Source organism: Corallococcus sp. AB011P, from assembly GCF_003611605.1.
Taxonomy (GTDB): Bacteria; Myxococcota; Myxococcia; order Myxococcales; family Myxococcaceae; genus Corallococcus; species Corallococcus coralloides.
Window position 1 is genome coordinate 433,639 of the sequence record NZ_RAVX01000001.1, and the last position, 14,823, is coordinate 448,461.

13 protein-coding genes are annotated in these 14,823 nt (G+C 72.0%); 7 read left to right on the forward strand and 6 right to left on the reverse strand.

Features of this window, described 5'->3' with window-relative positions:
- Window positions 1–39 precede the first annotated feature (39 nt).
- The 7 genes from D7X30_RS01900 to larC all read left to right on the forward strand — a co-directional run bounded on the left by D7X30_RS01900 (window position 40) and on the right by larC (window position 7,368).
- Window positions 40–1,413, forward strand: coding sequence for a methyl-accepting chemotaxis protein (locus tag D7X30_RS01900; protein WP_120561103.1), 1,374 nt, complete (start codon window positions 40–42; stop codon window positions 1,411–1,413).
- A gap of 49 nt (window positions 1,414–1,462) precedes the next feature.
- Window positions 1,463–1,885 (forward strand): chemotaxis protein CheW, encoded by a 423-nt coding sequence (locus tag D7X30_RS01905; protein ID WP_014400068.1) that lies wholly within the window; start codon window positions 1,463–1,465, stop codon window positions 1,883–1,885.
- Between the two features lie 71 nt (window positions 1,886–1,956).
- On the forward strand, window positions 1,957–2,325 hold the full coding sequence (locus D7X30_RS01910; RefSeq protein ID WP_014400067.1) for a response regulator: 369 nt from the start codon (window positions 1,957–1,959) through the stop codon (window positions 2,323–2,325).
- Between the two features lie 68 nt (window positions 2,326–2,393).
- Window positions 2,394–4,799: a chemotaxis protein CheA gene (locus D7X30_RS01915; RefSeq protein WP_120561104.1), complete on the forward strand. Its 2,406-nt coding sequence runs from the start codon at window positions 2,394–2,396 to the stop codon at window positions 4,797–4,799.
- Window positions 4,796–5,386 (forward strand): chemotaxis protein CheC, encoded by a 591-nt coding sequence (locus D7X30_RS01920; RefSeq protein ID WP_120561105.1) that lies wholly within the window; start codon window positions 4,796–4,798, stop codon window positions 5,384–5,386. The genes D7X30_RS01915 and D7X30_RS01920 overlap by 4 nt, the downstream gene beginning before the upstream one ends.
- A gap of 44 nt (window positions 5,387–5,430) precedes the next feature.
- A complete protein-coding gene (larB, locus tag D7X30_RS01925) occupies window positions 5,431–6,183 on the forward strand; it encodes a nickel pincer cofactor biosynthesis protein LarB (protein ID WP_014400064.1) in 753 nt (250 codons plus the stop codon).
- Window positions 6,184–6,189: 6 nt separating this feature from the next.
- Window positions 6,190–7,368: a nickel pincer cofactor biosynthesis protein LarC gene (larC, locus tag D7X30_RS01930; protein WP_120561106.1), complete on the forward strand. Its 1,179-nt coding sequence runs from the start codon at window positions 6,190–6,192 to the stop codon at window positions 7,366–7,368.
- Here larC and D7X30_RS01935 read toward each other — a convergent pair.
- From D7X30_RS01935 to D7X30_RS01960, 6 genes are all read right to left on the reverse strand, one after another.
- Window positions 7,346–8,113, reverse strand: coding sequence for a VOC family protein (locus D7X30_RS01935; protein ID WP_158619182.1), 768 nt, complete (start codon window positions 8,111–8,113; stop codon window positions 7,346–7,348). The genes larC and D7X30_RS01935 overlap by 23 nt on opposite strands.
- A 109-nt stretch (window positions 8,114–8,222) precedes the next feature.
- On the reverse strand, window positions 8,223–9,923 hold the full coding sequence (locus D7X30_RS01940; RefSeq protein WP_233591317.1) for a DUF6311 domain-containing protein: 1,701 nt from the start codon (window positions 9,921–9,923) through the stop codon (window positions 8,223–8,225).
- A 61-nt stretch (window positions 9,924–9,984) separates the two neighbouring features.
- Complete coding sequence (locus D7X30_RS01945) at window positions 9,985–11,301, reverse strand: hypothetical protein (protein WP_120561108.1); 1,317 nt, start codon at window positions 11,299–11,301, stop codon at window positions 9,985–9,987.
- 91 nt (window positions 11,302–11,392) lie between these two features.
- A complete protein-coding gene (locus tag D7X30_RS01950; protein WP_120561109.1) occupies window positions 11,393–13,123 on the reverse strand; it encodes a caspase family protein in 1,731 nt (576 codons plus the stop codon).
- Window positions 13,120–13,920 (reverse strand): hypothetical protein, encoded by an 801-nt coding sequence (locus tag D7X30_RS01955; RefSeq protein ID WP_120561110.1) that lies wholly within the window; start codon window positions 13,918–13,920, stop codon window positions 13,120–13,122. The genes D7X30_RS01950 and D7X30_RS01955 overlap by 4 nt, the downstream gene beginning before the upstream one ends.
- A complete protein-coding gene (locus tag D7X30_RS01960) occupies window positions 13,917–14,585 on the reverse strand; it encodes an RNA polymerase sigma factor (RefSeq protein WP_233591318.1) in 669 nt (222 codons plus the stop codon). Before D7X30_RS01960 ends, D7X30_RS01955 begins: the two co-directional genes overlap by 4 nt.
- Between the last annotated feature and the right edge of the window lie 238 nt (window positions 14,586–14,823).

The following is a 14,823-nucleotide window of genomic DNA, read 5'->3' on the forward strand; positions in this document are numbered from 1 at the left end:
CCCTGGGCTGTTTTCCGCCCCTCCCGCTGAAAGCACCCCGTGCGCCGCCCCCTTCGCGACGACCCCTCCTCTGGCCTCACCCCCCGACGCGAGCCGGTGCAGCGACTGCTGCGCGCCGTCGACGGCCCCAAGGTGGTTCGCGAGCAGTCCCTGCACCGGAAGATCACCACCGGCTACATCCTGCTGGGCCTGCTGCTGGGCACGTGGCTGCTCTGCACGGAGAGCCTCTTCGACGCGTCCTGGGGCCGCTGGAGCTTCATCGTCCGGGTGGGTGTGGGCGTGCTCATCACCTTTGGCGGCGCCGCGTTCCTGCCGTCGCTGCTGGCGCGCGTCACCCGCGTGAAGGTGCTCAGCCGCTCCGCCTTCGAGATTTCGCAAGGGGATTTGTCCAAGCCCGTGGCCGCGGAGGTGCACAGCACCCGCGACGAAATCGACGAGCTGACGGGCGCCATCTCCCGCATGCAGGAGAACCTGCGCGAGCTGGTGGGCAAGATTCAGGACACCGCCAAGAGCGTGGCGGACACCGCCATCGACCTTCAGCGCAGCGCGGAGAACGTCAACGGGTCCACGGAGGAAGTGGGCTCGTCGATGGAGAAGATCGCCAGCGGCGCGGAGACCCAGTCGCAGCTGGTGTCGCAGGCCTCCAAGGTCATCACGGAGATGGCCGGCAGCATCCAGCGCACGGCGGCCAGCGCCCTGGACGCGGCCCGCACGTCCGCGGAGACCAGCAGCAGCGCGGAGGACGGCTCCAAGGCGGCGCGGCTCGCGGGCGACAAGGTGAAGAAGGTCTTCAACCGCATCGAGTCCGCCAGCCAGCAGGTGTTCGCCTTCGGCGAGAAGACGCAGGAGATTTCGAAGATCGTCGACGCCATCACCCAGGTGGCGCAGCAGACGAACCTCCTGGCCTTGAACGCCACCATCGAAGCGGCGCGCGCGGGCGAGTACGGCCGCGGCTTCGCGGTGGTGGCGGATGAAGTGCGCAAGCTGGCGGAGAGCGCCGGCCGCTCCGCGGAGCAGATTTCCCGTCTGGCGCGCGACATCTCCGGCCAGTCCACCTCCGTCGTCAGCGCCATGAAGGAAGGCATCGCGGAGCTGGCCGAGGGCCGTGAGGACCTCACCGACATCATGCGCTCCATGGGGGCCATCACCGACACCGCCCGCAAGGGCGCGGAGAAGGTGACGCTCATCTCCGACAGCACCCGCGACCAGATGAAGGGCAGCGAGGAGATGGTGAAGGCCATCGAGGAGATCAAGCTCGTGGCGAAGAACAACGCCAGCTCCACGGAGGCCATCCAGGCCGTCATCCAGGAGCAGACGGCCGCGGTGTCTCGGATGACGTCGCTGGCGAGCGAGCTGACCAACCTCTCCGTGGAGCTGCAGAGCGTGGTGCGCAGCTTCCGCCTGGGGCCCTGAGCGCCCCGTCCCCCGCCTGTCGCCGCCTCGCGGCACAAGGGCCTTCACCGTGCGGCACGTCATCTTCCGGGTCGAGAAGGAACGCTACGGGTTGCCCTTGTCGGCCGTCCGGGAGGTGGTCGTCCCCCCGGAGCGCTACACACGTGTACCGCGGGCCCCGGCCGCCATCACCGGGGTGATGAACCTGCGCGGCCGGGTGGTGACGGTGGTGGAGCTCCGCCAGCTGCTCCACCTGCCAGAAGGTCCCACGCCCCTGTGCCGTGTCGTGCTACTGGACCGGGGTCGCAGGGATTTGGGCCTCCTTGTGACGGACGTGGACGGCATCGAAGCGGTGGAGCGCGTCAGCGCCGCGCCGGGCAAGGTCATGCCCGCGGTTCGCGGCGTTGCCCGCCTGGGCGGTCTGGGAGTGACCGTGCTGGATCCGGAAGGACTTGATGCGGCGGTCGTTGCCTTGTTCACTCCCTCCAAGTGAGTAGCCCCCCGGAAACGGCCGGTGATAGGGTGCGCTCCCTCTAGGCCTGAAACGGAGGCGGAGTTCTTCACATGGCTAAGCGGGTGCTGGTCGTCGACGACGCCATCTTCATGCGCAACATGATCAAGGACATCTTTGCGTCTGGAGGGTTCGAGGTCGTCGGTGAGGCGGCCAACGGCCTGGAGGCCGTGGAGAAGTTCAAGGAGTTGAAGCCGGACCTCACGACGATGGACATCGTGATGCCCTTCAAGAGTGGCATTGAAGCCACGCGGGAAATCATCAAGGCCGACAGCAGCGCGGTCGTCATCATGTGCTCGGCGCTCGGGCAGGAGAGTCTGGTGATGGAGGCCATCGAGGCGGGTGCCTCGGACTTCATCGTCAAGCCGTTCCGGGCGGAGGACGTACTGGCGGTCGTCAAGAAGGTGTTGGGCGAGGCCTGAATCGGCGCGCGAGGGACCGCTCCCGCCCGGGTCGCGGCCCCTTCCGCCTGTGAAGGAGGTGCCGGGTCATGACGATGGACATGTCCCGGTATCTGGGCCTCTTCATCTCGGAGGCCACCGAGCACCTGGAGGCGCTCGGACGGGACCTCGTGGAGCTGGAGCGCGAGGCCACCGCCAGCACCGTGGACTCGATGTTCCGGCACGCCCACTCGGTGAAGGGCATGGCGTCGTCCATGGGCTTCGAGCCCATCGCGATGCTGGCGCACCGGGTGGAGGACCTGGTGGACGCGGTGCGGCAGGACCGCAAGCTCCTGGACCGGGACCTGGTGGACCTGCTGCTGAACGCCACGGACACGCTCACGGCCCAGGTGCGCGCCGTCTCGGCCAACCGTGAACCGGAGCAGGCCGAAGGGTTGCTCAAGCAGCTGGGCACCCGCGTGCAGTCACTCACCGGCCACGCCCCCGCCGCGACCCGCGTGGCCCAGGTCTCCGTGCTCAAGCCCGAGACCCCGTCCGGAGACGACGGGGAGGGCTCGGGAGGTGGCGAGGGCCCTTCGGGTGCCTCGGGTTCGGGGACGCCGGGTGGCTCCGCCGGGCCCGCGTCGGGTTCGGGGACGCCGGGCAGCGCGGCCGGTGCCTCCGGGGCCGGTGCTTCTGGCGCGGAGACTTCGGGCTCGGGAACCTCCGCGTCGAGCGGGGCCGAGCCTTCGACCCCGGGAGCCTCCGGTTCGGGAGCGTCCGGCGGTGACGCGGTCGTGGGAACAGCCGGTCCGGGCGCTTCTGGCGCGGCGGCGCCCTCCGCCCTGGCGGTGATGCCTCCGGCCACGCTGATGCCGCCTCGCGACCTGAGCGGCCCGGAGGCCCTCTACGGCGCCCCGGCCGCGCGGTCCCTGGCGGTGGTTCCGGAGAACGACCCTTCCGCCTCCGTGGTGGCGCTGGTCTCGGGGCTCAAGGCCGCCGCCATCGGCGCGGACGGCAAGGCCGGAGCGCCCCGCTGGTCGGTGCGCCTGCGCATCTCCCCCACCTGTCAGGTGCCCGGCGTGCGCGCGTTCCTCGTGCACAAGCGGCTGTCCTCCCTGGGCACGCTGGTGGACCTGCGCCCGCCCCTGGAGGAGCTCAAGGCCGGCCGCATCCCGGACGGCTACATCCAGGTGGACGTGGAGACCGGCGTGGGCGACGCCGGCATCCAGGCGGCCCTGCGCAACGTGGCGGAGGTGGAGGTCGTCTCCGTCGCCCCGGCCGTCCCGGAGCCGCCCGTTCTCCCCGTCGTCGCGCCCGCTTCGGACGCGGCGCGCGCCACCGCGGACGCGGGCTCGCGCACGGTGCGCGTGCGCACGGAGCTGCTCGACTACTTCCTCGACACGGTGGGGGAGCTGATGCTCGCCACCGCGCGCCTGCGCGAAGTGGGCAAGGTGCTGCCGGAGAACACGCGCCCCGCGCTGGAGGAGGGCGTCTACCGGCTGCACACGCTGGTGAAGGACCTGCACGACAAGGTCATGAGCGCGCGCATGACGCCGCTGTCGCTCATCACCGACCGGCTGCCCCGCGCCGCGCGCGACCTGGCCCGCCGCAAGGAGCGCGAGGTGGAGCTGGTCATCACCGGCGCCGAAATCGAGCTGGACCGCGCCATCCTCGACGAGCTGGCCGACCCGCTGCTGCACCTGTTGCGCAACTGCATCGACCACGGCCTGGAGTCCCCGGAGGAGCGGGCGGCCGCGAAGAAGTCCGCGCGCGGCCGCGTCACCGTCACCGTGCGCCGTGCGCGCGACCGCGTCATCATCGACATCGAGGACGACGGCCGGGGCATGGACCCGGCGAAGCTCAAGGCCTCCGCGCTCAAGCGCGGGCTCATCACCGAGGACGCTGCCCACCGCATGGCGGACCGCGACGCGTTCCTCCTGTCATGCCTGCCGGGCGTCTCCACCGCCAAGGACATCACCGACATCTCCGGCCGCGGCGTGGGCATGGACGCGGTGAAGCGCGTGGTGGAGAGCGTGGGCGGCACGCTCGAAATCGACAGCGAGCGCGGCCGGGGCACGGTCTTCACGCTGCGCCTGCCGCTCACCGTCGCCGTGGTGCACCTGCTCCTGGTGGAGGTGGGGGAGGAAGTGTTCGGCCTGCCCATCGCCAAGGTGGTGGGCGCCACGGAGGCGGATCCTCAGTCCCTGAGCAAGAGCCGTGAGACGGCGCTCCTACCGCACGGCAATGGTCTGCTGCCGGTGCACGCGCTGGAGGTGCTCCTGGGCGTGCCCGCGTCCCCCATGCCCGGCTACCGGCCCTTCGTGGTGATGGAGGGCGACGCCGGCACCGGCAAGGTGGCGCTGGCGGTGGATCGCCTCCTGGGGCAGGAGGAAGTCGTGCTCAAACCCTTGTCCCGCCCCCTGGACTTGCTGCCGGGACTGTCCGGCGTGACCATCCTGGGCAGCGGTCGTCCCGTGTTCATCCTGGACGTCCCGAGGTTACTGACCGCGTGAGCCCCCCCCTGCCCAGTGACGCGCAGCTCGACGCCCTGCGCGAGGTGGCCAACATCGGCTGTGGACATGGCGCCAACGCCCTGGCCCGGCTGATGGGTGGCCGCGTGGACCTGTCCGTCCCCGAGGTGCGCGTCACGGACGCCATCCAGGGCCCCGCGCTCTTCGCGGACGACGCCCCCGCCGTCGCCGTGCGCCTGGGCATGACGGGAGAGCTGCGCGGCGCGCTGGTGCTGGCGCTGCCGTCCGTGGACGCGGAGGCGCTGGAGTCCGCGCTGGTGCGCGGCCACCCCGCGTCCCCCGAGGAGCGCGAGAGCGCCCTGGCCGAGGCCGCGAACATCCTCGCCAGCGCGTGCCTGTCCGCCATCGGGCGGCTGACGGGCTGGCGGCTGTTGCCCTCCGTGCCCCACCTCCAGCGCGGGCCGGTGCGCCCGGTGCTGGCGGGCGTGCTGGGCGACATGGAGCCGGGGCCGGGCGTGGTGCTGGCGGCGCGCTTCTCCGCGTCCGGGCCCACGTCGCTGGGCGGACAGATGCTGCTGGTGCTGGAGCGCGGGAGCGCCCAGGCGCTGCTGTCCCGGCTGGGCCTCTAGGTCCGCCTGGAGGCGCGGGGGCGGCTGGGGTAGACCGCTCGCCCATGGACGAGAAGGCGCTCAGGGCCCTGCTGGGCCAGGTGAAGACGGGCAAGGTCAGCCTGGACGACGCGGTGGGCAAGCTGAAGGACCTGCCGTACGCGGAGCTGGGCTACGCGACGGTGGACACGCACCGCAACCTGCGGTTCGGCTTCCCGGAGGTGGTGCTGGGCGAGCCCAAGACGGTGGAGCAGCTGCTGGGCATCGTCGGCGCGCTGGTGGAGCGCAAGCAGACGGTGCTGGTGACGCGGCTGCAGCCGGACAAGGCCGAGGCCCTGGTGGCGCGCTTCCCCAAGGGCGAGTACCACCCGGTGGCGCGCATCTTCCATCTGGCCCAGCGCAAGGTGAAGGCGGGCCGCGTCGCCATCGTGACGGGCGGCACCAGCGACATCCCCGTGGCGGAGGAGGCGGCGCTCACCGCGCAGGCCATGGGCGCGGACGTGCGGCGCGTCTACGACGTGGGCGTGGCGGGCATCCACCGGCTCCTGCGCCGGCGTGAAGAGATTCAGGAGTGCCACGTCGCCGTGGCGGTGGCGGGAATGGAGGGCGCGCTCGCGTCCGCGCTGGGCGGCCTCGTGGGCATCCCGGTGGTGGCGGTGCCCACGTCGGTGGGCTACGGCGCGAACCTCGGGGGCATCTCCGCGCTGCTCTCGATGGTGAACTCGTGCGCCTCCAACGTGGCCACGATGAACATCGACAACGGGTTCGGCGGCGGCTTCTACGCGGCGCTCATCTCCCGCACCAAGGGACGGAGCTGACAGGCCATGCGGCGCATCCTCTACCTGGAGCCCGTGGGCGGCATCGCCGGGGACATGTTCCTGGCGGCGGGCATCGACCTGGGCGTGTCTCCGGACGCGATTGCGCAGGCGCTGTCCGGCCTCAACGTGCCGGGCTGGAAGCTGGCGGTGTCGCGCGCGGTGCGCCACGCCATCAGCGGCACGCACCTGGACGTGGTGCTGGACGCGAAGGAAGCGCACCCGCACCGCGCCTACGCGGACATCCGTCAGCTGATTGAAGCCGCGCCCACGCTGCCGGAGCGCGCGAAGGCGCGGGCCCTGGCGGTGTTCCGCGCCATCGGCGAGGCCGAGGCGAAGGTGCACGGCGTGTCCATCGACGCCATCCACTTCCATGAGGTGGGCGCGGTGGACTCCATCGTGGACATCTGCGGCGCCGCCGTGGTGCTGGAGCTGCTGGGCGACCCGGAGGTGCACGCCGCGCCGCCGCCGCTGGGCAGCGGCACCATCCGCGTGGCGCACGGCCAGATGCCCATCCCCGTGCCCGCGACGCTGGAGCTTCTGCGCGACGTGCCCGTGCGCTTCGAGGGCGTGGGCGAATTGACGACGCCCACGGGCGCGGCGCTGCTCAAGGTGCTGACGAAGATTGGCCACCCGCCGGACTTCATCGTGGAGAAGGTGGGCTACGGCGTGGGGACGAAGGACTTCCGCGACCGGCCCAACGTGCTGCGCGCGTCGCTGGGCCGCGTGGAGACGCAGGCCACCGAAGGGCTGTGGGTGGTGGAGGCGAACCTGGATGACGCCACGCCGCAGCTCCTGGCGCACCTGGTGGAGCGGCTCCTGGAGGTCGGCGCGAAGGACGCGTGGGTGTCTCCGGTGGTGATGAAGAAGGGCCGGCCGGCGCACCTCCTGGGCGCGCTGGTGGAGGGCGGCCTGCGCGAGGTGGTGGTGGACGTGCTCTTGCGCGAGTCCACGTCGCTGGGCGTGCGCTACCACCGGGTGGAGCGCCACGCGCTGGAGCGCGACTTCGTGGAGGTGGACACGCCCTGGGGCAAGGTCCGCGTGAAGCGCGGCCTGCGGGACGGCCGGGTGCTCAACGCGCACCCGGAGTTCGACGACTGCGTCCGGCTGGCCCGGGCCGCGGGCGTGCCGGTGAAGCAGGTGATGGCCGCCGCGATGGCGGCTCTTACGCCGGCCGGGCCAGGGTGATGACGCCGAAGGCCGCGCCGCCGGGGTCGGCCACGATGGCGATGCGGCCGTAGGGTGAATCGAACGGCTGCATGATGACCTTGCCGCCCTTGGCGGTGACGGTGGCCGCGGCCTCGTCGGTGTTGGCCACGGCGAAGGTGACCATCCAGTGGGCCGGCACCTCGGCGGGCGTCTTGTCGTCGAACTGCATCACGCCGGCCGCCTCACCGCCGTCCTTCTTCAGGACCCAGTACTGCATCCGGTCGTCCGGCATCTTGTCCGCCGTCATGCCGAAGAGGTCCTTGTAGAAGGCCACGGCCCTGGCGCCGTCGCGCGTCTTGGCCTCGAACCAGGCCACGGCGCCGGGCTCGTTCACCAGCCCCGTGCCGTGGAACAGGTTCGGCTGCCAGAAGCCGAAGGGCGCGCCGGTGTTGTCCGCACAGAAGGCCATGCGCCCCGCCTCCATGACGTCCATGGGCTCCATCACCACCTTGCCGCCCAGTTCCTTCAAACGGGCGACGGAGCGGTCCACGCTCTCCACGGCGAAGTAGGTGTTCCAGATGGGAGGGAACGGCGCGTCGCTGGGGCGCGGTATCAGCGCCGCCACGTGCTGGCCATTCTTACGGGCCATCGTGTAGTAGCCGTTCTCCTTGGACGTGGGGTCGAACGTCCAGCCGAACAGCGCCCCATAGAAGTCCTGGGCCTTCTCCAGGTCCCAGGCCATCAGGTCCACCCAGGACACCGTCCCCGCAGCGTGCTTCGTCATCGCAGGCATCGTCGCTCCCCTCGCAGTGCGCCCGGTGGGAAACCGGGGCTACCTGCAAGGTAACAGCGGAGCGGAAACGGACTGAAAGGATTTTCAGTGCTGCTTCGCGTCAGCGGCGGGGCTGACGCGCGAGCCCCTCCGCGAACGCATCCATGTTGCTCCCCACCACGCACACCGGCAGGTCCTCCACGAGGCCGCAGTTGGCGCCCGCGTCGAGGAAGGGCTGCACGTGCGGCGGCAGCACCACGTACGCGGTGCTCGCGTCCAGGCCGCCCGAGGGCAGTGGCGCGCGGCACTCCGCCGCCAGCGCCTCCGGCGTGCGCGACGCGTAGCCGCTGTTGAACGTCAGCTTCAGCCGGTACGCCTGATACGCCAGCGCGTTCACCAGCGGCTCGTCGTAGCGGCACACCCACTGCACCTGCGGCGGGAAGAGGGCCAGGTGTTGATAGGAGCCCTTCAGCGCGTCCCACTCCGCGGACTTCAGGCGATGGAAGCGCACGGGCTTGAAGAGGGCGCTCTTCTCCTCGCGCACGTCGTACGCCTGGAGCGCCAGCGCCACCGTCAGCGCGGCCACGGTCACGGCGGGCACGCCGCGCCACAGGCGCGCCACCACCAGCACCGTGCCGACGACGAGCAGGTAGTGCAGCGGCCAGACGAAGCGGCCGGAGGCGCGGAACGCGTTCGTCGCCTTCGTCAGCGGCGCGTACAGCGCGCCCAGGTCCGCCACCGGCTGGCCCAGCCACGTCACGCGCGACGACAGCGCGTAGACGGCCATGAGCAGCACCACCACCGCCGCGGGCAGCACCCGGCGCCAGTCCAGCGTGCGCGCCTCCCGCCTGCGCGCGAACAGGCTCACGCAAGCCACGACGCCGAGCAGCAGCGCCCCCGCGCCCAGGTAGCCGAAGCCCTCGCCCTGCCGGGGCGCGGCGGGCAGGTCCGGCAACAGGCGCCCCCAACCCATGGGGTTCACCAGCGTGGCCAGGTCCGCGGAGAAGTCCCCGAAGCCCTCCGCGCCCAGCCCGCCGCCGCCGAAGTAGCCGAAGAGGGCGAACAGCCCCACGTCCAGCGCCGCGATGCCCCCGCACAGCGCCGCGACGCGCGCGGGGCCGAGTTTCCGGCTCCAGGCGAGCCGCACCCCGAGCGCCAGCGTCAGCGGCATCAACATGGCCACCCAGTACGGATGGGTGCCTGACGCGATGGCGTTGAAGAGCGCCGCCAGGCCCAGGCTCCGCGTCGCGGCGCGCGCGTCCGGGATGTCCCGCAGGTTGAGCCACAGCAGGGCCAGCAGCAGCCAGTGCGCGCACAGCGTGGGGTGGCCGAAGCGCGCCGCCATCACCGGCGACAGCGCCAGCAGCGTGCCGCCCAGCACCATGGGCACCGGGCGCGGGGACACCGTCTCCACCAGCCGCGCGCCGAAGTACCCCATCAGCGCGTAGCACAGGGCCAGCCACGGCCCGGTGTACTGGAAGTCCACGGGCAACAGCGGCGACAGGGGCTTGAGCAGCAGCGCCAGCCACGGGTTGCCGTCCGTGAGCGCCACCGACGAGCCGTACGGGTAGAAGTGGTTGGGCGCCGCGCCCAGGGGCAGCGTCCAGTCCGCGTTGCGGAAGAAGAGCCAGCCGAAGATGTGCGCGGCCCAGTCCTCGCGCATCATCCAGTCGATGCGCGTGGGCGGCAGCACCGGCCCGCCGCCCAGCCACAGGAACCAGCCCAACCCACCGAGCACCGCCAGCGCTCGCGCCACGACGAGGGCCCGGTGGGAGGTGGACGGAGGGGGCGGGGGACTCAGGACGGGGGCGGGCTCGCTCAAGGCGCGGCGACTGTAGGCGCCCGCTTCCGTGCCCCGCAACCGCGCGCTTCCCGCGTGGGGCTCACGGGCAGTAGCGCGCGTAGCGCAAGCCGCGCGTCGTCTGCAGCGCGCCGCCGTCCGGCGGGTAGTCGTAGTGCACGTAGGTGAAGCCCACCTGGATCTGGTCCTGCTCGTCCACGTGGATGGAGGAGGGGCCGGGAAACGCATTCCCACCGTCCAGCGTCTCCAGGACGAGGGGCCGCGTCGAGCCGACGGGGGCCGTGCCGTACAGCATCTTCACGATCATCTGGCTGGTGCTCCCGTTCGTGTTCGCGGCCGCGTCCGCGTCGTCCAGCAGGACGTGGCGGATGTTTGGGAAGAAGAGGCTTCGCGACAGCGCGGGGCCCCGGCTCCGGAAGGCTCCCAGTCCGTACGACGTCCAGCCGTTGTCCTCCTTCACCCACAGCCATGCTCCCTGCTCGTCGGAGCCCACCAGGGAGGGCCGGCCCGTTGGGTCCACCTCCAAGGCGATGCGGAGGCGCGGCGAACTCACGGGAATGTCCCAGTCCAGCGGCTCGGTGACCCACGTCCCTGACGCATTGCTCGCGTACACGACCTGACTCGTAATGCCGTGCCCGCGCGCGAACGCGAGATGGAGGTGGCCGTTGGCGTCCACGGCCAGCCGCTCGCGGTCGCCCGCGGCCTCGAGCTCCTCCACCGGCGGCAGGCTCCAGGCTCCGTTGGCGGCCCGGTGGCCAAGCAGGTAGCCCACCTGCGGAGAGGGCCGTGCGATGAGCACGTGGACCTGGCCCTGGGCATCGAGCGCGACGGCCCTCGACCAGCCGCGTCCCAGGATGTTGAAGTCCCAGGTGCCTTGGGCGTCGGTCGCGTAGCCGACGTATTCTCCCTGCTGGTACAGCACGTGGTGCGTGCCGTCCGCGGCCACCGCCATGTTCACGTCGATGGCGGCCCACGCCTCCCCCAGCCGCGCCGGGGTTTCGCCCGGCCGGGTGGTGCCCACGTAGAAGTCCAAGCCCTTCGCATAGGCGTAGTGGCCCACGCCCTGCGCGTCGAAGATGAACGTGGAGGTGAGGGAGTTGATGCCCTCGTCCACGACGTGCGTCGTCCAGCCCGGCCCGGCGCCGCACACGCCCCCGTCCGTGCCCGCGTCGGGCAGCTCGCCACCGTCGCCCCCGTCACCGCCATCGGAGCCGCCGCCCTCCCCGGCGTCGGGGCGGGTCACCACCAACTGCACGCAGGTGCCGGCGGCGTTCCGGGTCACCTGGCCCTGCCCGGGCTTGGAGACGCCATTCGTGCAGATGGGGTCGCAGCCGCTCAGCAGGAAGGTGGCCACGGCGGCGCTCGACAGCGCGGTGTACGCGAGGAATGAACGGGACACGGGAGGACCGTCAGGGCTCGAGTTTGGCGCGGTGGGCGCGACAGCGGCGCACCCACGCACGGACACGGCCGGGCCCGACGGCCCGCGTCCGCTAGCGCCTCAGGGAAATCTCCAGGCCGTACTGGCTGTCCATTCCGGTCTGGCCGTTGGCGGTGACGCGATCCAAGCCCACCTGGGCCGAAAGCCGCAGCGGCATGCCCGCGAACCGCCCCGTCACACCCGCGGCCACGTGGCCGGTGAGCATCGCGGGATCCGCCTGGCGGAAGCCCGGCGCAGTGAGGCCCAGCACCCCCCAGCCCAGCCCCACCTCCGCGAACAGCGGCGTGTTCGCGGGACGCTCCAACCCCACCAGCCCCTCCACCGTGAAGCGGTGCAGCCGGATGCCGTCCCGGGCCGCGAGCGGCGTCACGCCGTACGCCCCGCGCACGCCGTAGTAGAGCAGGTCCATGGAGGACGGCGTGCGCCACGACAGGCTGGGCCCGGCGGAGAACTTCGCCAGCCCCAATGGCGAGCGCCCCGCGCCCAGGCCCAGCTCCAACCGGGACGTCCAGTCGGACGGCGCCGCCACGGCCAGCGGAGAGCGCGCCCCGCCGATGACGGACGGCTGGAAGGGGGTGCTGAAGTCCACCGGCACCAGCCCCACGGCGGCGACGTACTCGTCGTAGAAGGACCGGTCCAGCGGAACGGCGAACAGGCCCCGGCGGAGCGCTTCCTCCGCGGGACCTCTCTCCTGAAGCTCGCGCGGGCGCAACTCGGGTGTGCCGGAGGACAGCTGCGCCAGCGTGACACGCGCCTCCGCGTCCGGCGCGCGCACCCAGTACACGTCGCGCGGCGGCAGCAGGATTTGCGTCCACTGCTCCTTCGCGCGCCGCACGTCCACCAGCCGCTGGCCGGCCGCGTCCTCCACGGAGAGGCGCGCGTACTCGAAGCCGGCGGGGAAGGTGACCCGGGGGCCTTCGGGCGCGGGGCCCACCAGCGGGCGGCGGGGCTCGGCCGTGGGCGCGAAGGCGTTGACGGACAGGCGCGCGGGCATGCCCTTCACGCCGTGCAGCGAGGCGGCCACGAACGCGGCCAGCTCGCTGTACTCCACCTGGCCGTCGCCGTTGATGTCCGCGCCGCCCAGGAGGCCGGAGCGGGCCACGTGGCTGAAGACGCCCGCGCGGATGCGGGACCACTCGTGCGTCTCGCCGTCCTCGCTCTCCGCGAAGAGGGCGCCCACGTGGGGACGCGACGCCAGTTGCTCGCGCGCGAGCACCCCGCGCAGCTCCGCCAGCACCACCGCGTCCGGCGTCCCGCCGCGGCTGCCCACCACGCCGGAGGCACGGCACGCATCCGCGATGACGTGCACGTAGTCCGCGCCCAGCGGATCCACGAGCTCCGAGTAGAGACTGCTCCGGTCCAGGCGCGCGTCGGCGAGCGTGAAGTAGGCGCGGCCCGCGTCGTCCGTGTTGCCGTGGCCCACGTAGATGATGAGCACGTCCGTCTGGCGTCCCGCCGCGTGGTCCGCGAGCGTCGCCGCCTGCAGCCGCTTCACGGCCTGCTCCACCGCGGCGCGCGTGGGGGCCTGCGCGGACTTCAGCACCAAGCTGCCGCCCTTGCGCGTGGGCTCGTCCGGATCCACGAGCAGCGTGGTCTCCACGCCCAGCCGCTTGAGCGTCTCCGCCCACAGCACGCCGTCGTCGTCCGCGTAGCGCAGCGGCGCGAGCGCGGGGTCGTCACTGCCGTTGTGGGCGATGACGAGCGCGCGCCGCACGGTGTCCGCCAATGCCTCCGGCGCCGCCATCAGCAGCGCCACCCCCAGGAGGACTTCCAGCTTCTTCATGGAGAATCCTTTACCCGGACCTCCTGCCTGAGCACCACCACCCCCTCCGTCGTGCCCTGACGGAGGGCCGCCAGGGAGGCGGCCGGGTGCTCTGAGAACGTGGCGGTGACCTCCGCCATATCGGACCCCACGGGCAGCGCGACCGTCAGCTCCAGCGGGCGCTCCTCGCCGGCCTTGCCGCTGAGCGGGAAGGGGCCGTTGACCTCTTCGTGTCCGCCAGTGCGCACGCGCACCGCGACGTGGGTGTAGGGCGGACGGGCACCCGCCGCGAAGGCCAGCGTGGCGCCCGGGGTGCACGCGGCCCCGGCGCGCAGCTCGTGCAGCGACTGGCCGGGCTTCGCGCAGAAGACGCGCAGCACGGCCTGGGCCGCCGGGGCGGCGGGGGCCGCCGGGTCATGCATGGCCCCCCGGACGCTGAACTCGGGTTCGGTGGGCTCGATGGAGGCGGTGGGTCCGACGGACGTGGGCGTCACCACCACCGCGAGGAACAGGGCCGCGAGCGTGGCGCCGAGCACCGCCAGGGTGGGCCACCGGGCGGGGGCGGCCTCCGGGGGCGAGGCGGCGTTGAGGGCGGCTTCGAGCCCCGCGGCGGTGAGGGCCTCCAGCTCCGTGGAGGTGGGGGTATCCGTCTGGCCGGACTCGAAGACGCGGTGGGCGCGGGCCCACTTGTCGTAGCGGGTGCCGCAGCGGGCGCAGGCGTGGGCGTGGCGCAGGAGCCGCGAGGATTCGGGGGCGGACAGCTCCCCCAGGGACCAGCGCGTCAGTCCCGCGTCCACATGTCGCTCGTACCACTTCATGGGAGGCTCCCGAATGTGGCGCACAGCAGGGCCAGGGTGGCGAGCAGGGCGCCCAACTGCAGGCGTCCCGGGACGACGTCGCTGTCCAGCCAGCCCGAGTCCTTCAGGTGTTCGGTGAACTGCAACCGCAGGCGGCGTTCGCGCACCCGCACCTCGCCGCGGGTGAGCTTGAGTTGGTCGGCGGCGGACTCCTGGGACAGGCCGTCCATGAAGCGCAGCTGGGCCAGGGCGCGCCCTTCGGCGGGCAGGGCCTCCAGGAAGCGGCGCACGATGGAGCGGACTTCCGCGCCCAGGGCTTCTTCCTCCGGGCTCTTGCTCTCGGTGGGGGCATGGGTGAGCTCCGGCGCGTCATCCAGGGGGATGGCCTCCCGGGCCACGCGGCCGGAGGCGCGCATCAGGTCGATGGCGGTGGAGCGGGCGACGGTGAGGAGGAAGCCCAGGTAGGGGCGCACGCCGTCGTAGGCCTGGCGCATGTGGGGGCGGAAGGCCCGCACGAAGGTCTCCTGATGGGCGGCGTCCAGGTCCAGGGGCGTGAGCGCGACGGAGCGGGGGCCGGTCTCTGAATGAACGGAGAAGCGCCGGGACAGGTAGCGCAGCACTTCAGGCGAATAGGTGCGGTAGACCTGGGTGAGCACGGCGGTGTCACCCCGGCGGAAGGCCTCCAAGACTGACCGCTCTGTTCCTGGCAGCACGAGGAAGGCTCCGTGTCATGGAGGCGCCCGGCCGGGCCCCTTCTGAAAATGAGATACGAAATGACCCCGAAATTCGGGTCGTCCCCACACGCACGGCGCGCGTTTTATTGAGCCCGGGCCCCGAAGTCGTTGCGAACCCGGCGTTGGCCTCCGGAGCCAAAGGCCGTGGGTTCGAATCCTGCATCAGGCGCGGGGGAGGCTCGCGGAAGCA

Bases quoted from the DNA above. Each gene is read 5' to 3' on its own strand.
- D7X30_RS01910 (WP_014400067.1), top strand. From the start codon at position 1,957: ATGGCTAAGCGGGTGCTGGTCGTCGACGACGCCATCTTCATGCGCAAC.
- D7X30_RS01915 (WP_120561104.1), top strand. From the start codon at position 2,394: ATGACGATGGACATGTCCCGGTATCTGGGCCTCTTCATCTCGGAGGCC.
- larB (WP_014400064.1), top strand. From the start codon at position 5,431: ATGGACGAGAAGGCGCTCAGGGCCCTGCTGGGCCAGGTGAAGACGGGC.
- larC (WP_120561106.1), top strand. From the start codon at position 6,190: ATGCGGCGCATCCTCTACCTGGAGCCCGTGGGCGGCATCGCCGGGGAC.
- D7X30_RS01935 (WP_158619182.1), bottom strand. From the start codon at position 8,113: ATGACGAAGCACGCTGCGGGGACGGTGTCCTGGGTGGACCTGATGGCC.
- D7X30_RS01950 (WP_120561109.1), bottom strand. From the start codon at position 13,123: ATGAAGAAGCTGGAAGTCCTCCTGGGGGTGGCGCTGCTGATGGCGGCG.
- D7X30_RS01955 (WP_120561110.1), bottom strand. From the start codon at position 13,920: ATGAAGTGGTACGAGCGACATGTGGACGCGGGACTGACGCGCTGGTCC.